This window comes from bacterium (genome assembly GCA_021372775.1).
Classification (GTDB): Bacteria; Acidobacteriota; Polarisedimenticolia; order J045; family J045; genus JAJFTU01.
In genome coordinates this window covers 1-14349 of sequence record JAJFTU010000055.1, presented here as the reverse complement: position 1 = coordinate 14349, position 14349 = coordinate 1, and the positions used below count along the sequence as shown (strand labels likewise).

The 14349-nt window shown below is 75.8% G+C and carries 12 protein-coding genes; 6 read left to right on the top strand and 6 right to left on the bottom strand.

The features are described from left to right. The 4 genes from LLG88_02265 to LLG88_02250 all read right to left on the bottom strand — a co-directional run. The coding region (locus LLG88_02265) for a radical SAM protein (protein MCE5245732.1) at positions 1-618 on the bottom strand (618 nt) is incomplete at its 3' end. Continuing rightward, on the bottom strand, positions 615-1844 hold the full coding sequence (hydF, locus tag LLG88_02260) for a [FeFe] hydrogenase H-cluster maturation GTPase HydF (protein ID MCE5245731.1): 1230 nt from the start codon (positions 1842-1844) through the stop codon (positions 615-617). The genes hydF and LLG88_02265, both read right to left, overlap by 4 nt. Continuing rightward, positions 1837-3252, bottom strand: a complete 1416-nt coding sequence (locus LLG88_02255; GenBank protein MCE5245730.1) for an aspartate ammonia-lyase — start codon at positions 3250-3252, stop codon at positions 1837-1839. The genes hydF and LLG88_02255 overlap by 8 nt, the downstream gene beginning before the upstream one ends. Beyond that, a complete protein-coding gene (locus LLG88_02250; GenBank protein ID MCE5245729.1) occupies positions 3249-3404 on the bottom strand; it encodes a hypothetical protein in 156 nt (51 codons plus the stop codon). Before LLG88_02250 ends, LLG88_02255 begins: the two co-directional genes overlap by 4 nt. A 149-nt stretch (positions 3405-3553) precedes the next feature. Here LLG88_02250 and LLG88_02245 point away from each other — a divergent pair, with 149 nt between their 5' ends. From LLG88_02245 to LLG88_02225, 5 genes are all read left to right on the top strand, one after another. Then, complete coding sequence (locus tag LLG88_02245; protein MCE5245728.1) at positions 3554-5239, top strand: YifB family Mg chelatase-like AAA ATPase; 1686 nt, start codon at positions 3554-3556, stop codon at positions 5237-5239. Positions 5240-5368: 129 nt separating this feature from the next. Further along, the gene (locus LLG88_02240; protein ID MCE5245727.1) at positions 5369-6328 is read left to right on the top strand and encodes a hypothetical protein; all 960 of its coding nucleotides are present in this window, start codon (positions 5369-5371) and stop codon (positions 6326-6328) included. Beyond that, entirely contained in the window at positions 6325-7122 is a 798-nt protein-coding gene (locus tag LLG88_02235) for a hypothetical protein (GenBank protein ID MCE5245726.1), read from the top strand. The genes LLG88_02240 and LLG88_02235 overlap by 4 nt, the downstream gene beginning before the upstream one ends. 93 nt (positions 7123-7215) lie before the next feature. Then, positions 7216-7626 (top strand): ATP-binding protein, encoded by a 411-nt coding sequence (locus tag LLG88_02230; protein MCE5245725.1) that lies wholly within the window; start codon positions 7216-7218, stop codon positions 7624-7626. Between the two features lie 100 nt (positions 7627-7726). Next, a complete protein-coding gene (locus LLG88_02225; protein MCE5245724.1) occupies positions 7727-8788 on the top strand; it encodes a CheB methylesterase domain-containing protein in 1062 nt (353 codons plus the stop codon). Between the two features lie 21 nt (positions 8789-8809). Here the strand turns inward: LLG88_02225 and mutS are convergent, their stop codons facing one another. Then, positions 8810-11458, bottom strand: a complete 2649-nt coding sequence (mutS, locus tag LLG88_02220; protein MCE5245723.1) for a DNA mismatch repair protein MutS — start codon at positions 11456-11458, stop codon at positions 8810-8812. A gap of 137 nt (positions 11459-11595) precedes the next feature. On the opposite strand from mutS, the gene LLG88_02215 reads away from it, so the two are divergent. Further along, a complete protein-coding gene (locus tag LLG88_02215) occupies positions 11596-12792 on the top strand; it encodes a hypothetical protein (protein MCE5245722.1) in 1197 nt (398 codons plus the stop codon). A 124-nt stretch (positions 12793-12916) separates the two neighbouring features. Here LLG88_02215 and LLG88_02210 read toward each other — a convergent pair whose 3' ends face one another. After that, positions 12917-14197, bottom strand: a complete 1281-nt coding sequence (locus LLG88_02210; GenBank protein MCE5245721.1) for a tetratricopeptide repeat protein — start codon at positions 14195-14197, stop codon at positions 12917-12919. Positions 14198-14349: the final 152 nt, after the last annotated feature.

Below are 14349 nucleotides of genomic sequence, written 5' to 3'. Positions count from 1 at the left end.
GAAGAGCGCGATGTCGCCGGCGAGGATCTCCCACGTCTGTCCCGGCAGCCCGACCATCACGCCGGAGCCGATCTCGTACCCCTGCGCGCGGAGCCGCAGCAGTTGGGCGACGCGGTCGGAGACCTTCCCCGGGAGATCGGGGTGGACCGCCGCGTAGAGCTCGGGGTCGGAGGTCTCGAAGCGCAGCAGGTAGCGGTCGGCGCCCGCCTCGCGCCAGGCGAGCGTGTCCTCGTGGCTCCGCTCGCCGAGGCTCAGCGTGACGGCGAGGCCGAAGCGCCCCTTGATCTCGCGCACGACGTCGGCGACGAACTCCCGCGACAGCCCCGGATCCTCGCCCGACTGCATGACGAGCGTGCCGTAGCCGAGCGCCTTCGCCGCCGCCGCGCACTCGAGGATCTCGTCGCGCGTCAGCCGGTACCGCTCCGGGCCGCCGGCGCCGGCGCGCAGGCCGCAGTAGAGGCAGCCGCGCACGCAGTAGTTCGAGATCTCGGCGAGGCCGCGCAGGTGGACGTCGTCGCCGACCCGCGCGCGCCGCGTCGCGTCGGCCTCGGCCCACAGCGCCTCGAGCCGCCGCGGATCGCGCTCCGTCAGCCGGGAGAGGATCTCGCCGCGCGTCATCGCGACGCCCCGCGGAACGCCTCGCGCGCCGCGGGGAACGGCCCGAGGGCGCGCTCGAAGATCCCCAGCGAGTAGGCGATCGTCAGGCCGTAGTTGGTGATCGGCACGCCGGCCTCGCGGCAGCGGGCGATGCGCGAGAGCATCTCGCGCCGGTTGCCGACGCAGTTGCCGCAGTGGACGACGAGCTTGTACGGCGAGAGGTCGTCGGGGAAGTCGCGCCCCTGGACGTGGACGAACTCCAGCTTCGCGCCGACGTACTGCGTCAGCCAGCGCGGGATCTTCACCCGGCCGATGTCCTCGCCGATCGGATGGTGCGCGCAGGCCTCGGCCATCAGCACCGCGTCGCCGCCGCGCAGCCTCTCGATCCCCAGCGCGCCGCGCACCTGCTCGACGAGGTCCCCCTGGAAGCGGGACATCAGGATCGAGAACGACGTCAGCGGCACGGCGTCCGGCACGTCGGCGGCGACCTTGAGGAACGCCTGCGAGTCGGTGACGACGAGGTCCGGCGGCGCGGCGAGCCGCGCGAGCGCGGCGCGCAGCTCGCGCTCCTTGACGACGACGGCCATAGCGTCCCCGTCGAGCAGGTCGCGGATGGCCATCGTCTGCGGCAGGATCAGCCGCCCCTTCGGCGCTTCCTTGTCGATCGGCACGACGAGGACGGCGAGCCCGCCCGGCGGCACGAGGTCGGCGACGAGGCGGCGTTGGTCGAAGTAGTCCTGCGGCGCGGCGGCGATCAGCGCCTGGCGCAGCTCGGCGATCCCTTCGCCCCGCGTCGCCGCGGCGGCGACGAGCGGCACGTTCCGCGCGGCGAGCCGCGCCCGCACGTCCTCGCCCGGCGCGCCGAGGTCGGTCTTGTTGACGACGACCACCGCCGCGGCCCCGCGGCGCTCCAGCTCGTCGAGCAGCCCTTCCTCGAACCCGCCCCACTCGCCCGCCGCGGCGACGACGACGCCGACGTCGATCCGCTCCAGCGCGCGGCGCGTCTTCTCGATCCGCAGCTCGCCCAGCGCGCCCTCGTCGTCGATCCCCGCGGTGTCCACGAAGAGGACCGGGCCGAGCGGCAGCAGCTCCATCGGCTTCTCCACCGGATCGGTGGTCGTGCCGGCGTGCGGGGAGACGATCGAGACCTGCTGGCGCGTCAGCGCGTTCAGCAGCGAGGACTTGCCGACGTTGCGGCGGCCGAAGAATCCGATGTGCAGCCGCAGGGCGCGGGGGGCGCTACGCATCACGCTTCGTTCCGTTGGGCGAGCCGAGGCGGCAGACCGCCTCGGGAGAGGTCAGTTCGTCGAACTGCTCGGCCGTGACCGCGCCGAGCGCGATCGCCGCCTCGCGGACCGCGACGCCGGTCTCGGCGGCGCGGCGCGCGACCTTGGCCGCGCCCTCGTAGCCGAGGAGCGGCACGAGCGCGGTCGCGGCGGCGGTGGAGGCGGCGACGTGCGCGCGGCAGCGCGCCTCGTCCGCCTCGAGCCCCTCGACGCAACGCTCGCGGAGCGTCCGCGCGGCGCGCGTCAGCAGGCCGCACGACTCGAGCAGCGCGTCGGCGATCAGCGGCAGGAACGGGTTGAGCTCCAGCGAGCCGAGCGCCGCGGCGTGGGCGATGACGCCGTCGAGGCCCATCGCGAGCAGCGCGGCCTGCGTCGCCGCCTCGGGGATCACCGGGTTGACCTTCCCCGGCATGATCGACGAGCCGGCCTGGCGCGGCGGCAGGCGCAGTTCGCCGAGCCCCGCCTCCGGCCCCGAGGAGAGGAGCCGCAGGTCGCCGCAGATCTTGACCAGCGTGGCGGCGAACGCCTTGAGCAGCCCCGAGACCTCGACGAAGACGTCGGCGTTGGCCGTCGCCTCGACGAGGTTCTCGGCCCGCGCGAAGCCGACGCCCGTCAGCCCGCGCAGCTCGTCCACGACGCGGAAGATGTAGGCGCGCGGCGCGCCGAGGCCGGTGCCGACGGCGGTCCCGCCGAGGTTCACGACCCGCAGCCGCTCCTCGCACTTGTAGATCCGCCAGCGGTCGCGCCCGAGCGCCTCGGCCGCGGCCGACATCTCGCGCCCCAGCGTCAGCAGCACGGCGTCCTGCATCTCCGTGCGGCCGACCTTCACGACTCCGGCGAAGGCGCGTTCCTTGCGCTGGAACGCCTCCTGCAGCGCGAGCACCTCCGCCTCGAGGGCGCGGCAGCCGCCGATCGCGGCGAGGCGCAGCGCGGTGGGGAAGGTGTCGTTGGTGGACTGGTGCAGGTTGACGTGGTCGAGCGGCGAGATCCGCGCGTAGTCGCCGGGCGCCGCGCCGAGGAGCTGCAGCGCGCGGTTGGCGAGGACCTCGTTCACGTTCATGTTGAGCGACGTGCCGGCGCCGCCGGCCAGCGCGTCCACGATCACCGCGTCGTCGAGCCGCCCTTCGGCCATCTCGGCCGCGGCGCGCTCGATCGCCGCGGCGCGCTCGGCGTCGAGGGCGCCGATCAGGCGGTTGGTCCGCGCGCAGGCCTGCTTGACGGCGCCGAAGGCGTGGATCAGCTCCGGCTTCGGCGGGCGCAGGGCGAGCGGGAAGTTCTCCCGCGCGCGCGCCGCGTGGACGCCGTGGAGCGCGTCCTGCGGCACCTCGACCTCGCCGAGGAAGTCCCGCTCGATCCGCGCGTCGCTCATCGGCCGCGGACGTCGCGCTCGTCGGCGCGGACCGCCTCGTCGCGCATCTTCGCCGTCTCGCGCGTGGGGAGGACCGTGCCGGCGTGCGGCTCTTCGAGGCGCCGCGCGGCGAGCTCGTCGTCGAACGTGAACGGACGCGCGTCGGTCGCCATGGCGCTGGTCTCCGCAGGGGCGGCCGGGAAGGTCGAGCCCCCCGGAAATATAGCCCCAAGGGGTGCGTATATCCCGCCCGCGCAACGGCGCGGAGGCGACGGGGCGCGGCCGCGCGGCGCGGCGTCGTACGTTGCGGAGCGGAGGGGGCATGCGCGCGGAGGAGGATCGGGAGACGGGCGCGACGCGCGCCGCGGCGCGCCGCGGCGGCGAGGCGGAACGTTCCGACGCGGGGAGCGGTCGCGGCGAGGCGGAACGTCGCGACGAGGAGACGGCGGCGCGGACGAGGCGGGAGGCGGAGCAGCCGGTCGGCCGGGCCTTCGGCGCCGGCCTCTTCGGCGTGGACGCGCTCGTCGTCGAGGTCGAGGCCGCGCGGGCCCGCGGCGAGCCGCGCGCGGCGATCGTCGGCCAAGCGGAAGGGGCCGTGCGCGAGGCGCGGGAGCGGATGCGCATCGCGCTCCAGCGCGCCGCGCTCTGGAACGCCGAGGACAGCGAACTCGCGGCGCTGGTGATCAACCTCGCGCCGGCCGACGTCCCGAAGACCGGCGTGGGGCTCGACCTGCCGATGTGCCTCGCCGTGGCCGCCCTCAAGCTCCCCGCGCTCGTCGCGCCGCTCGCCGCGACCGCCGCCTACGGCGAGGTCGGCCTCGACGGCTCGCTGCGCCCGGCGCGCGGCACGCTCTCGGCGGCGATCGCCGTCCGCGCGGCCGGCTTCCGCGCGCTCCTCGTCCCGCCCGAGGCCGCGCGCGAGGCGGCGGAGGTGGACGGGCTCGAAGTCCTCGCCGTCGCCACCCTGCGCGACGCGGTGGACGCTCTCTCCGGCAAGCGCGCGGCGCTCGCCCCGTGGACCGCGCCGCCGCCGCCTCTGCCGCGCGCGGACTGCGACTTCGCGGAGGTCAAGGGCCAGAAGTCGGCGCGGCGCGCGCTGGAGGTCGCGGCCGCGGGAAGCCACAACGTGCTGCTCATCGGCCCGCCCGGCTCGGGGAAGACGCTGCTCGCGCGCCGCCTCGCGACGATCCTCCCGCCGCTCGACCGCGCCGAGGCGCTCGACGTGACGCGGGTCCACTCCGCGGCGGGGCTCGTCGCCGCCGGCGGCGGGCTCGTGCGCGAGCGGCCGTTCCGCGCCCCGCACCACAGCGTCTCCGGCGCGGGGCTGGTCGGCGGAGGCTCGCCGCCGCGCCCCGGCGAGATCGCGCTCGCCGCGCACGGCGTGCTCTTTCTCGACGAGCTGCCGGAGTTCCCGCGCGCCGTGCTGGAGATGCTGCGGCAGCCGCTGGAGGACGGGCAGATCGCCGTGGTGCGGGCGCTCGGCCGCGCCCGCTTTCCGGCCCGCTTCGTCCTCGTCGGGGCGATGAACCCTTGTCCCTGCGGCTGGCGCGGGAGCCGCGCGCGCGAGTGCCGCTGCACGCCGTCGATGGTGGACCGCTACCAGGGGCGGATCTCGGGGCCGCTGCTCGACCGGATCGACATCCACGTCGAGGTCCCCGCGCTCTCCGGCGCCGAGTTGGCGCGCGAGGCGCCGGGCGAGTCGTCGGCCGCCGTGCGGGCGCGGGTCGTCGCCGCGCGCGCGGTGCAGGAGGCGCGGAACGGCCGTTTCGGCGTCGTCTACAACGCGCATTTGCCGGTGCGGCGCCTGGCGGAGGCCGCCGCCCTCACGCCGCGGGCCAAGGCGGATCTCGAGCGGGCGATGAACCTCCTGCGGCTGTCGGCGCGGGCCCACGACCGCGTGCTCAAGGTCGCCCGCACCCTCGCCGACCTCGCCGGACGGGCCGACGTGGACGCCCCGCAGGTCGCCGAGGCGGTCGCCTACCGCGCACTCGACCGCGGCGGGGCGTGAGCGGCGCCGGTCGCCTCCCGCGCGCTCGACCGCGGCGGGGCGCGCGGTCGGGGCCGTCCGCGCGCCTCGGGGCGCCGACGGGCGCGGGAGGCGGTTTGCGGCGCGGCCCGCGGCCGCTATGCTGCAAACATGACGATTTCGCAGCCGGCCGCCGCGAGGCCCGAGGGAGGGCGCGGACCCGCATGGGCGGGACGCGTCGGACGCGTCGCCGCGTTTCTCCTGGGGCTCGTGCTGCTTTACTCGGCGTGGGGGAAGGCGCTCGATCCGGCCGGGATCGGCGCGCTCTACGCGCGCAAGGGCGTTCTTCCCGCGGGGTTCGCGACGCCGCTGATCGTCGCCGTCGTCGCGCTCGAGGCCGGCCTCGCCCTCGCCTATCTCTGCGGCCTGCGCCATCGCCTCGTCCTGCTCGTCGGTTCGCTGCTGATGGGCGCGTTCTGCGTCCTCACGATCCACGAGTTCTTCAGCCCGACCAAGGAGGCCGCCTCCTGCGGCTGCTTCGGCAATCTCGTCGTGCGCGGTCCCGGCGAGGCCGCGCTGCAGGACCTCGGCTTCTTCGTCCTCTCGCTCGCCGCGTGGCTCGGGGCCAAGGGGCGGGCGACCTTGGGGCGCTGGGCGTGCGGCTTCGCGGGGGGCGCGGCGGGGGTGGCGCTGGCCCTCGCCGCCCCGGCGCTGCCGGTGGACGACTGGGCGACCCGCCTCAAGGTCGGGGCGCAGGTCGCCGACATCCAACTCGACCAGGTCGTCCCCGAGCTGAAGGACGGCCGCCGGGCGCTGGTGCTGCTGATCGACCGCCGCGACGCGGCGACGAAGGCCGCCGTCCCGCGGATCAACGAGGCGCTGGCGCTCAAGCCGGGCGCCGCCTGCGCCGTCTACGGCCTCGCCGAGGACGACGCCGCGGCGGCGTTCGAGTTCACGTTCTCCGCCGGGCCCGCTTTCGAAGTGAAGAGCGCCCCCTACATGGCGCTGAAGTCGTACTACCGCCGCCTGCCCCGCGCCGCCCTCGTCGAGAAACGGGCGATCGTGCGGGTTTGGAACGAGATTCCCGACAAGGCCGCGCTGGAAGCGCTGGCCGCTGGACGGACGCCATGATGCGCACGCTGATCGCCGTCGTCGCCGCCCTCGCCGCCACCTTCGGGGCGCAGGCGGCCGGCGCCGTGGACGAGGGCCGCTTCCTCCTCGCCGGCCACTTCCAACTCCGCGTCAACGGCAAGGTCGAGCCCGACGCCCGCCTCTTCTGGGGCGGCCAGGGCGTCCCGCGGCTGCTCGTGGTCACGCCGGCGCTCTCCCGGCCGGTGATGATCATCGCCGGGGAGAAGCGGGTCGTGGCGCTCGCCCCCGCCGACATCGTCGCCGATCCGTCCGATCCGGAAGCCGCGCTGGTGCGTCGCTCCGGGACCGACGCCGGCCCTTCGCTGGAGATCGACGGGGCCAAGCTGAAATTCACGCTCGGCGCCGCGCGGGCCGCCGTCGAGCCGCGCGATCCGCTGCTGGGCGACGCCACGCCCGAGCGGCTGCTGGCCTACATGCCCGAGTACCGGCGCAACGCCGCGGCCTACGCGCCGCAGATCGGCGCGATGCGGATGCTCGAGTCGCTCCCCGGCAAGGCCGAGGTCGTCGTCTACTTCGGCACCTGGTGCCCCCACTGCGAGCACTTCGTCCCGCGTCTGCTCAAGGTCGCCCAGTCGCTGCACGGCAAGGGAATCGTCTTCCGCTTCCACGGCGTGCCGGGGACCGCGGGGTTCGACGACGACGCGAAGCGCGCCAACGTCCAGGCCGTTCCGGTGGCCATCGTTCGGCGGGACGGCCAAGTCCTCGGACGCATCGAGGGCGAGAAGTGGGAACAGCCCGAAGTCGCTCTGGGCGGCATCCTTTTGGGGTACTAACGGTCGCCGCCCGAGTTGACCGTTTTCGGGCCCGGCGCTTAAAGTTTGCTACGAGACCAGCCGATGACAGACGCCAGCCGCATATCGCTGTCCGTGCCCAGCCGGCTCGAGCTCTTGGACATGATCCAAGGCGCGGCGGAGGAATCGGCCCGTCTGGCGGGGTTCGAAGAGGACGCGCGGCTCGACTTCGGCTTGGCGGTCCGCGAAGGGGCGGCGAACGCGATGAAGCACGCCCACGGGCTGCAGGCGCAGCAGCCCGTCGAGCTCGCGTTCGACATCGAGCCGTCCGCGGCGGTGGCCGTCTCGATTCTCGACCGCGGCCCGGGGTTCGACCCCGACGCCACCCCCGATCCGTGCGCGCCGGAGAACATCCTCAACGCCTCCGGGCGCGGGCTGTTTCTGATCCGCAGCCTCGTGGACGAGGTCAGCTTCCGCCATCTCGACACCGGGATGGAGCTGCGGATGGTCAAGCGCGTCGCCGGACAGGGGGTCGCGGCCGGCTGACCGTCCGCCGTCCGCGCCGCGGTCCGCCGCCGTCGGCGGGTCGTTCCACTCTTCCGTCCGAAACGCGCCTTTTCGCCCTCCGCGCTGCTAAATTCGCGTCGTGGGCCTCTCCGTCCTCGTGCTCGACACCAGCGCGTTCCGCCGCGGCGCCTTGGCCGAGGCGGCGCGCTCGTCGCCCGTCGTGTCGGCGGTCGAGATCTCGTCGGCGCTGGGGCTGGCGCTGCGGCGGCTGGAGAACCGTCCCGCGGACGTCGTGCTCGTGGACGTCGACCTGCTGCGGGAAGCGGGGCCGAGCGCGCTGGGGTGGATCGCGGCGCGGGTTCCGTCGGCGACGATCGTCGTCGTCGGGGCGACCGCCGCGCCGGACGGCGACGAGCTGCGGCGGGCGCTGCGCCTCGGCGGCGCCGAGGCGGCGGCCCGTCCGGTCTCGCGCGATCCGGCGACCGCCCTCGATGAGGCGCGGGCGGCGCTCGCCCCGATCCTCGGCGCCGCGGCGGCGCGGGCGCGCGTGCGCCCCGCGGTCCGTCCGCCGGCGGGGCGGGCGCTCGTTCCCGCGCCGGGCGGGACGGTCTGGCGGCCGTCGCGCTTCTGGGCGGCCGCGGTCGCCGTCTCCACCGGCGGGCCGGAGGCGTTGGCGAAGTTCATCCCCAAGATCCCGGGGGACTTCCCGCTGCCGGTGCTGGTCGTCCAGCACATGCCGCCGGTCTTCACCGCGAGCCTCGCCGCGCGGCTCGACGGCCTCTCGCCGCTGCGCGTCGTCGAGGGGGCGGAGGGGGACGCGGTGACGCCCGGCGTGGTCTACATCGCCCCCGGCGGACGGCACATGACGGTGCGGGAGGCGCAGGGACGCCCGACGGTCGCGCTCGTGGACACGCCGCCGGAGAACAGCTGCCGCCCGGCGGCCGACGTGCTGTTCCGTTCGCTGGCCGAGTACCCCTCGGCGCGCGGCGTCCTGGCGGTCGTGATGACCGGGATGGGGGCAGACGGGCTGGCCGGCGTGCGGGCGCTCAAGCGCCGCGACTGCCACTGCATCACGCAGTCGGAGGAGACCTGCGTCGTCTACGGGATGCCGCAGGTGGTCGTCGCGGCGGGGCTGTCGGACGAGACGGCGCCGCTCGACCGCCTCGCCGAGCGTCTCGCCGCGCGCGCCGTCGCCCTCTGACCGAACCCGCTCGGTTTGCCGCTAGGGTTGGAGGCGTTCCTTCAGCTCGCGCAGCAGCTCGTGCGCGCGGCGCGGCGTGATGTCGTCGGGATCGAGGCCCCGCAGGCGGGCGAGGACTTCGTCTTCCGCCGGGTCGCGCTCCGGCCGCTCCGGCTCGAAGAGCGCGAGCTGCAGCGGCGCGCCGGGACGCTCGGCCGCCGTCGGCGCGGCGTGCTGGACGACGAGGCGGTCGAGGATCTCCCGCGCCCGCGCCACGACCTTGTCCGGCAGCCCGGCGAGGCGCGCGACGTGGATCCCGTAGGAGCGGTCGGACGGGCCGGGCTCGATCCGGTGGAGGAAGACGACCTCGTGCCCGCGTTCGCGCACCGCGATGTGCGCGTTGGCGAGGCGGGGCAGCGTCGCCTGCAGCTCGGTGAGCTCGTGGTAGTGCGTGGCGAAGAGGGCCTTCGGCGCGAGGCGCGGATCGTCGTGCAGCGCCTCGACGACGGCCCAGGCGATCGCCATCCCGTCCCACGTCGCCGTGCCCCGGCCGATCTCGTCGAGCACGACGAGGCTCTTCGGCGTCGCGTTGTGGAGGATGTTCGCCGTCTCGGTCATCTCGACCATGAACGTCGATTCGCCGCCGGCGAGATTGTCCGACGCGCCGACGCGGCAGAAGATCCGGTCGATCAGCCCGATCCGCGCCGCGCGCGCCGGCACGAACGAGCCGCTCTGGGCCATCAGGACGATCAACGCCGTCTGGCGCAGGAACGTGCTCTTGCCGCCCATGTTCGGGCCGGTGACGACGAGGATCCGCCGCCCTTCGTCGAGCTTGCAGTCGTTGGGGACGAACCGCCCCGGCGGGAGCAGCCGCTCCACGACCGGATGGCGCCCGTCCTCGATCTCCAGCGCGTCCCCGTCGTCGATTTGCGGCCGCACGTACCCTTCGAGCGCCGCCGCCTCGGCGAGGCCCGCCGTCGCGTCCACTTCCGCCAGCGCCGCGGCGAGGCCGCGCAGCCTTCCGGCGCGCCCGGCGACCTCGGCGAGCAGTTGGTCGAACAGCTCCTGCTCCCGCTCGGCCAGCTTCTCTTCCGCGGCGAGGATCTTCGTCTCCAGCTCGCGGATTTCGGGGGTGACGTAGCGCTCGCCGGTGGCGACCGTCTGGCGCCGCTCCCAGTCGTCCGGCGCCTTGGCGACGTTCGCCTTGCTGACCTCGATGTAGTAGCCGAAGACGCGGTTGTAGCCGACCTTGAGGTTGGCGATGCCGGTCCGCAGGCGCTCGCGCTCCTCGATCTCCGCGATCCGGCGCCGGCCGCCGCGCGTTAGGTCGCGCGCCTCGTCGAGCGCCGCGTCGTAGCCGGCCCGCAGCGCGCGTCCGTCGCCGACCGACGACGACGGCTCGTCGGCGATCGCCCGCGCGAGCAGCGACGTCAGCTCCTCGAGCGGGTCGAGCTGGCCGAGCAGCCGCTCCGCGCCGGCGGAGGTCAGCGGCTCGACGGCGCGGCGCACGTCGGGAACCGCCTCGAGCGAGCGCAGCAGGGCCAGCGCGTCGTGGGGCGTCGCCGCGCCGAGCGCGCAGCGGGAGAGGAGCCGCTCGACGTCGCGCACGCGCGAAAGCGCCTCGCGCGCCGCGCGCCGCAGCTCGGCGCGCTGGAAGAAGTCGTCCACCAGGCCGAGCCGTTCGTTGAGCGGCGCGGCCTCGGCCAGCGGCTCGAGCAGCCAGGCGCGGAGGCGTCGCGCGCCGAGCGGCGTCTTCGTGCGGTCGAGCACCTCGAGCAGCGTCGCGCGCCGCCCGCCGTCGCGCAGGTTGGCGACGATCTCGAGGTTGCGGCGGGTCGCCTGGTCGAGCTGCAGCGTGCGGACGGGGTTCTCGACGCGCAGCCGGTCGAGGTGCGCGGCGTCGGTCCGCTGCGTCTCCGCGAGGTGCGCGAGGACCGCCGCGGCGGCGGGGATCGCCGGATGGTCGTCGGGGCAGCCGAAGCCGGCGAGGGAGGCGACGCGCAGCGCGGCGAGCAGCCGCTCCCGCGCGCCGGCCGGCTCGAAGCGGTCGTCGCGCGCCGCGGTGACGAGCGGCCGCGCGCCGTGGATCTCCGGCAGCAGCTCACGCAGCTCCGCGGCGGCGCTCTCCGGCGCGAGCGCCTCGCGGGCGTCGTAGCGGGAGAGGACGTCGGCGAGCTCCGCGGCGTCGGCCGCGGCGGCGAGGACCAGCTCGCCGGTCGAGAGGTCGCAGAGGGCGACGCCGTACGGGCCGCGTCCGGAGACCGAGGCGAGGAAGTTCCCCGCGCCGGGGTCGAGGCGGGTCGGGTCGGTCAGCGTCCCCGGGCTGACGACGCGGATGATGTCGCGGCGGACCATCCCCTTCGTCTTGCGCGGGTCCTCCATCTGCTCGCAGATCGCCACGCGGTGGCCGCGCTCGACTAGCTTCGCGACGTAGGCGTCCACGGCGTGGTGCGGCACGCCGCACATCGGGGCCGCGGTCGCCGTCCCCTTGCCGCGCGCGGTGAGGGCGATCTCGAGGATCGGCGCCGCGAGGACGGCGTCGTCGAAGAACATCTCGTAGAAGTCGCCCATGCGGAAAAAGAGCACGGCGTCCGGGCAGCGGCGCTTGGCGTCCGCCCACTGCCGGAACATCGGGGTCATCTCGTTGGCCGGCGGCAGGCCGCCGATGCCGTGGGCGTCTTTGGGACTCATGGACCGCGGACGTTAGCACCCGCGGCGGCCGCGGGGCAACGAGCGCTGGCGTCGCGCGGCGGCGCGCCTATCTTTGGCAGCGGAGACGAGCGAAAGCGATGTACGTCGGCGTCGAAGGAACAATCCGCCCCCCGTTCATGTCCGGCGAAAGGCCGGCGATGGACGCCGCTCCGCGCGTCGGGCGCGAGTTCGGCGGGGCCGTGCTCCGCTGGTCGCTCCCCTCCGCCAAGGGGGAGCTGCACCTCGATCCCGACGGCGCCGAGCCGCTGTTGATCCCCGCGCGGGAGCACGGCGCGAGCCTCGCCGCCGCGCTGCTCGAGGCGCTCGACCGCTCCGCCTCCTCCAACCGCGCCGTGGTCGAGGCGCGCCGCGGGCAGGCCGACCTGACGCTCGTCCGCGCCGCCGACTGGCCGCTGCCGGCGCGCGTCCCCTCCGAGACGCTGGCCGGCCAGACGACGCCGCCGATCCCCGGACGTCCCGCGGCGCCGGCGCGCGGCGGGAGCCTCGGCGAGGCCCGCGCCAAGCTCGGCGACGCCGGCGTGAACCGGCTCGAGGCCTATCCGCGCCGCCGCCGGGCGCTCGGCGACGAGCGGCGCAAGTTCGAGCGGCTCGCCGCGCTGGTGCAGGACGAAATCGCGCAGCGCCGCCGCGCGGGGACGGTCTTCGCCGCCGCCGGCGGGGCCGCGCTCGTCGGGGCCGCGGTCGCTTCGGCCGCCGGGCTCGGCGGCGGGATGGCCGCCACCTCGGCGCTCCTCGCCGCGCTCGGGGCGGGCGGCTTCGGCTACGAGACCGTCGCCGCGGCGACGCTGGCCGAGGATCTCGCCGAGGTCCTCGCCCGGGCGCGCCGGGCCGAGCTGCTCTCCGCCGCCGTCGAGGAAGACGCGCGGCGCCTCGCCCGCGGCGCGGGCGGGGACGATCCGCTGCGCCTCGCCGAACGCCTGACGCAGATGGAACTTCACGCCGACGACGACCGCCGGGCCGAAGAGGCCTGCGCGGAGGCCGAGCGGCGCGCGCTCGGCGAGCGCCTCGCCGAGCGGCTCGACGTGCCCTCGGCGGCGCTGGCCGACGAATCGCTCTGGAGCGCGCCGCGGAGCTGCGACGCCGTGTCCTGGCCGCCCGACGTCGCGGTCCTCGACGATTCGCGCGGCCGCCCGCTGCCGCTCGTCGGCATGGCCCGGCTGCTGCAGCGCGTGGAGCGCGAGCTGCCGCGCCCCTGGCCGATCGTGCTCTGGGAGCCGTGGGCGGGGGCCTCGTCCGACCGCCGCGCGCAGCGCCTGATGGCCCTCTCGCAGCTCGCGGTCGGCCGCCGCGTCGTTGCCCTCGTCCGCGCCTGACCCTTCGCGACGACGGCGATCTCATCGACGCCGGGCTCCTCGATCCGTCCGCGCCCGACCCTTCGAGACGACGCGCCTTCCTGGCCTCGGAGTCCTCTACTCGTCCGCGCCCGAAGCGGCCGCGTCAGTCGGCCGGGACGACGTGCTCGCTGCGGTCGCCGGCGCCCTGCTGCACGTAGATCTCGTCCCACGGGTGGTGGAGGAGCTGCGGGTAGCCGTCGATGATCGCCCACTGCTGCAGCGGCGCGCCGCGCACGACCGCCTCGAGCAGCGCGCCGCAGAAACGGGCCTGCAGCGCGCGCAGCGCCTCGCGCGTCGCCGCGGGCGGCGCGGGACGGGTGCCGGGACCGCGGCGGCGCGGGACCTCGACCGTCGGCCCCTTCATCAGCCCCCACGCCTCGCGGGCCCGCGCGGCGAGCTCGTTGCGCAGCTCGGCCTCGCCGAGCGCGGCGACCTCGCGGCCGTCGGCGAGCTTGGTCGCCGGCGCTGCGCCCCACTCGGCGAGTTCGAGGACGCGGTCGAGCGAGACGCCGGCGTACTGCGCGTCCATCCCCGCGTCGTTCTGCCGCCCCTGCAGCTTCGCGAACGCCGCGCGCGCTTCGGCGAGCTTCCCTTGGCCGGCCAGCAGCCGCGCCTCGCGGTTCGCGGCCGCGGGGTTGCCGGGATCCTTCGCGGCGAGCGCCTCGCCCGCGGCGCGCGTCAGCTCGGCGTCCCGCGCCTGCTCGGCCGCGGCGAGGATCCGCTGGAGGTAGGCGGCGCGGAGCGGCCGGCCGGACGCCTTGCCCGCGTCGAGCGCGCGGCGGAACGGGGCGAGGGCGCCGCGGTCGTCGCCGGCGTCGCGGAACAGCTTCCCGAGCTGGAACCAAGCCTGCGGCTCGGCCGCGGGGACCAGCAGCGCGCCGCTCTTGTACCGCTCGACCGCCGCGGCCGCCTCGCGGCGCGCTTCCTCGGCCCGCCCGAAGTTCTGGAGCGCGTTCACGAGATAGAACGGCGTCTCGACCGTCGCGCCGGGGCGCGCGGCCGCCGCCGCGAGCAGCTCCGCCGCGCGCCGCTGGCGTTCCGCGGCCTCCGGCCGGCCGAGCGCGCCGAGGCACCAGCCGTAGCGATATTGCAGCGCCCCGTCGGCGCTCCACGCGCCGTCGGCGGGCAGCGCCTCGAAGGCCGCGACCGCCGCCCGGCAGTCGCCGCGCTCGTAGGCGTCGAGGGCCGCGCCGGCCTCGACCGGCGGGGCGGTCGGCGGGGCGGCGCCGAACGCGCAGAGCGCGGCGCAAAGGGCCGCGGCGAGCGAAACGGGAAACGCGGCGCGCGGGACGGGCCGGCGCCCAAGCCGCGAAACCGGGAACGCGGCGCGCGCGGAACGGCGGCCCTGAAGCCGCGAAACGAGCGAAGCGAGGCGTGGCGTCATGGCCTGAGGTCCTTCGGCGGCCGCGGGGCGGCGCGCGTAAGATGGCCAGTATGCAACAAGCCGAAATGACGAGCGGCGCGCCGGACGCGCGCCGGACCCTCGGGCCCTCGCGCGACGCGGGGGCGGACGCCGCGTCGTCGCCCCGCGGGGCG

Coding starts and splice junctions, on each gene's coding strand:
- hydF (MCE5245731.1), bottom strand. CDS start 1,844: ATGCGTAGCGCCCCCCGCGCCCTGCGGCTGCACATCGGATTCTTCGGC.
- LLG88_02255 (MCE5245730.1), bottom strand. CDS start 3,252: ATGAGCGACGCGCGGATCGAGCGGGACTTCCTCGGCGAGGTCGAGGTG.
- LLG88_02250 (MCE5245729.1), bottom strand. CDS start 3,404: ATGGCGACCGACGCGCGTCCGTTCACGTTCGACGACGAGCTCGCCGCG.
- LLG88_02245 (MCE5245728.1), top strand. CDS start 3,554: ATGCGCGCGGAGGAGGATCGGGAGACGGGCGCGACGCGCGCCGCGGCG.
- LLG88_02240 (MCE5245727.1), top strand. CDS start 5,369: ATGACGATTTCGCAGCCGGCCGCCGCGAGGCCCGAGGGAGGGCGCGGA.
- LLG88_02235 (MCE5245726.1), top strand. CDS start 6,325: ATGATGCGCACGCTGATCGCCGTCGTCGCCGCCCTCGCCGCCACCTTC.
- mutS (MCE5245723.1), bottom strand. CDS start 11,458: ATGAGTCCCAAAGACGCCCACGGCATCGGCGGCCTGCCGCCGGCCAAC.
- LLG88_02215 (MCE5245722.1), top strand. CDS start 11,596: ATGTCCGGCGAAAGGCCGGCGATGGACGCCGCTCCGCGCGTCGGGCGC.
- LLG88_02210 (MCE5245721.1), bottom strand. CDS start 14,197: ATGACGCCACGCCTCGCTTCGCTCGTTTCGCGGCTTCAGGGCCGCCGT.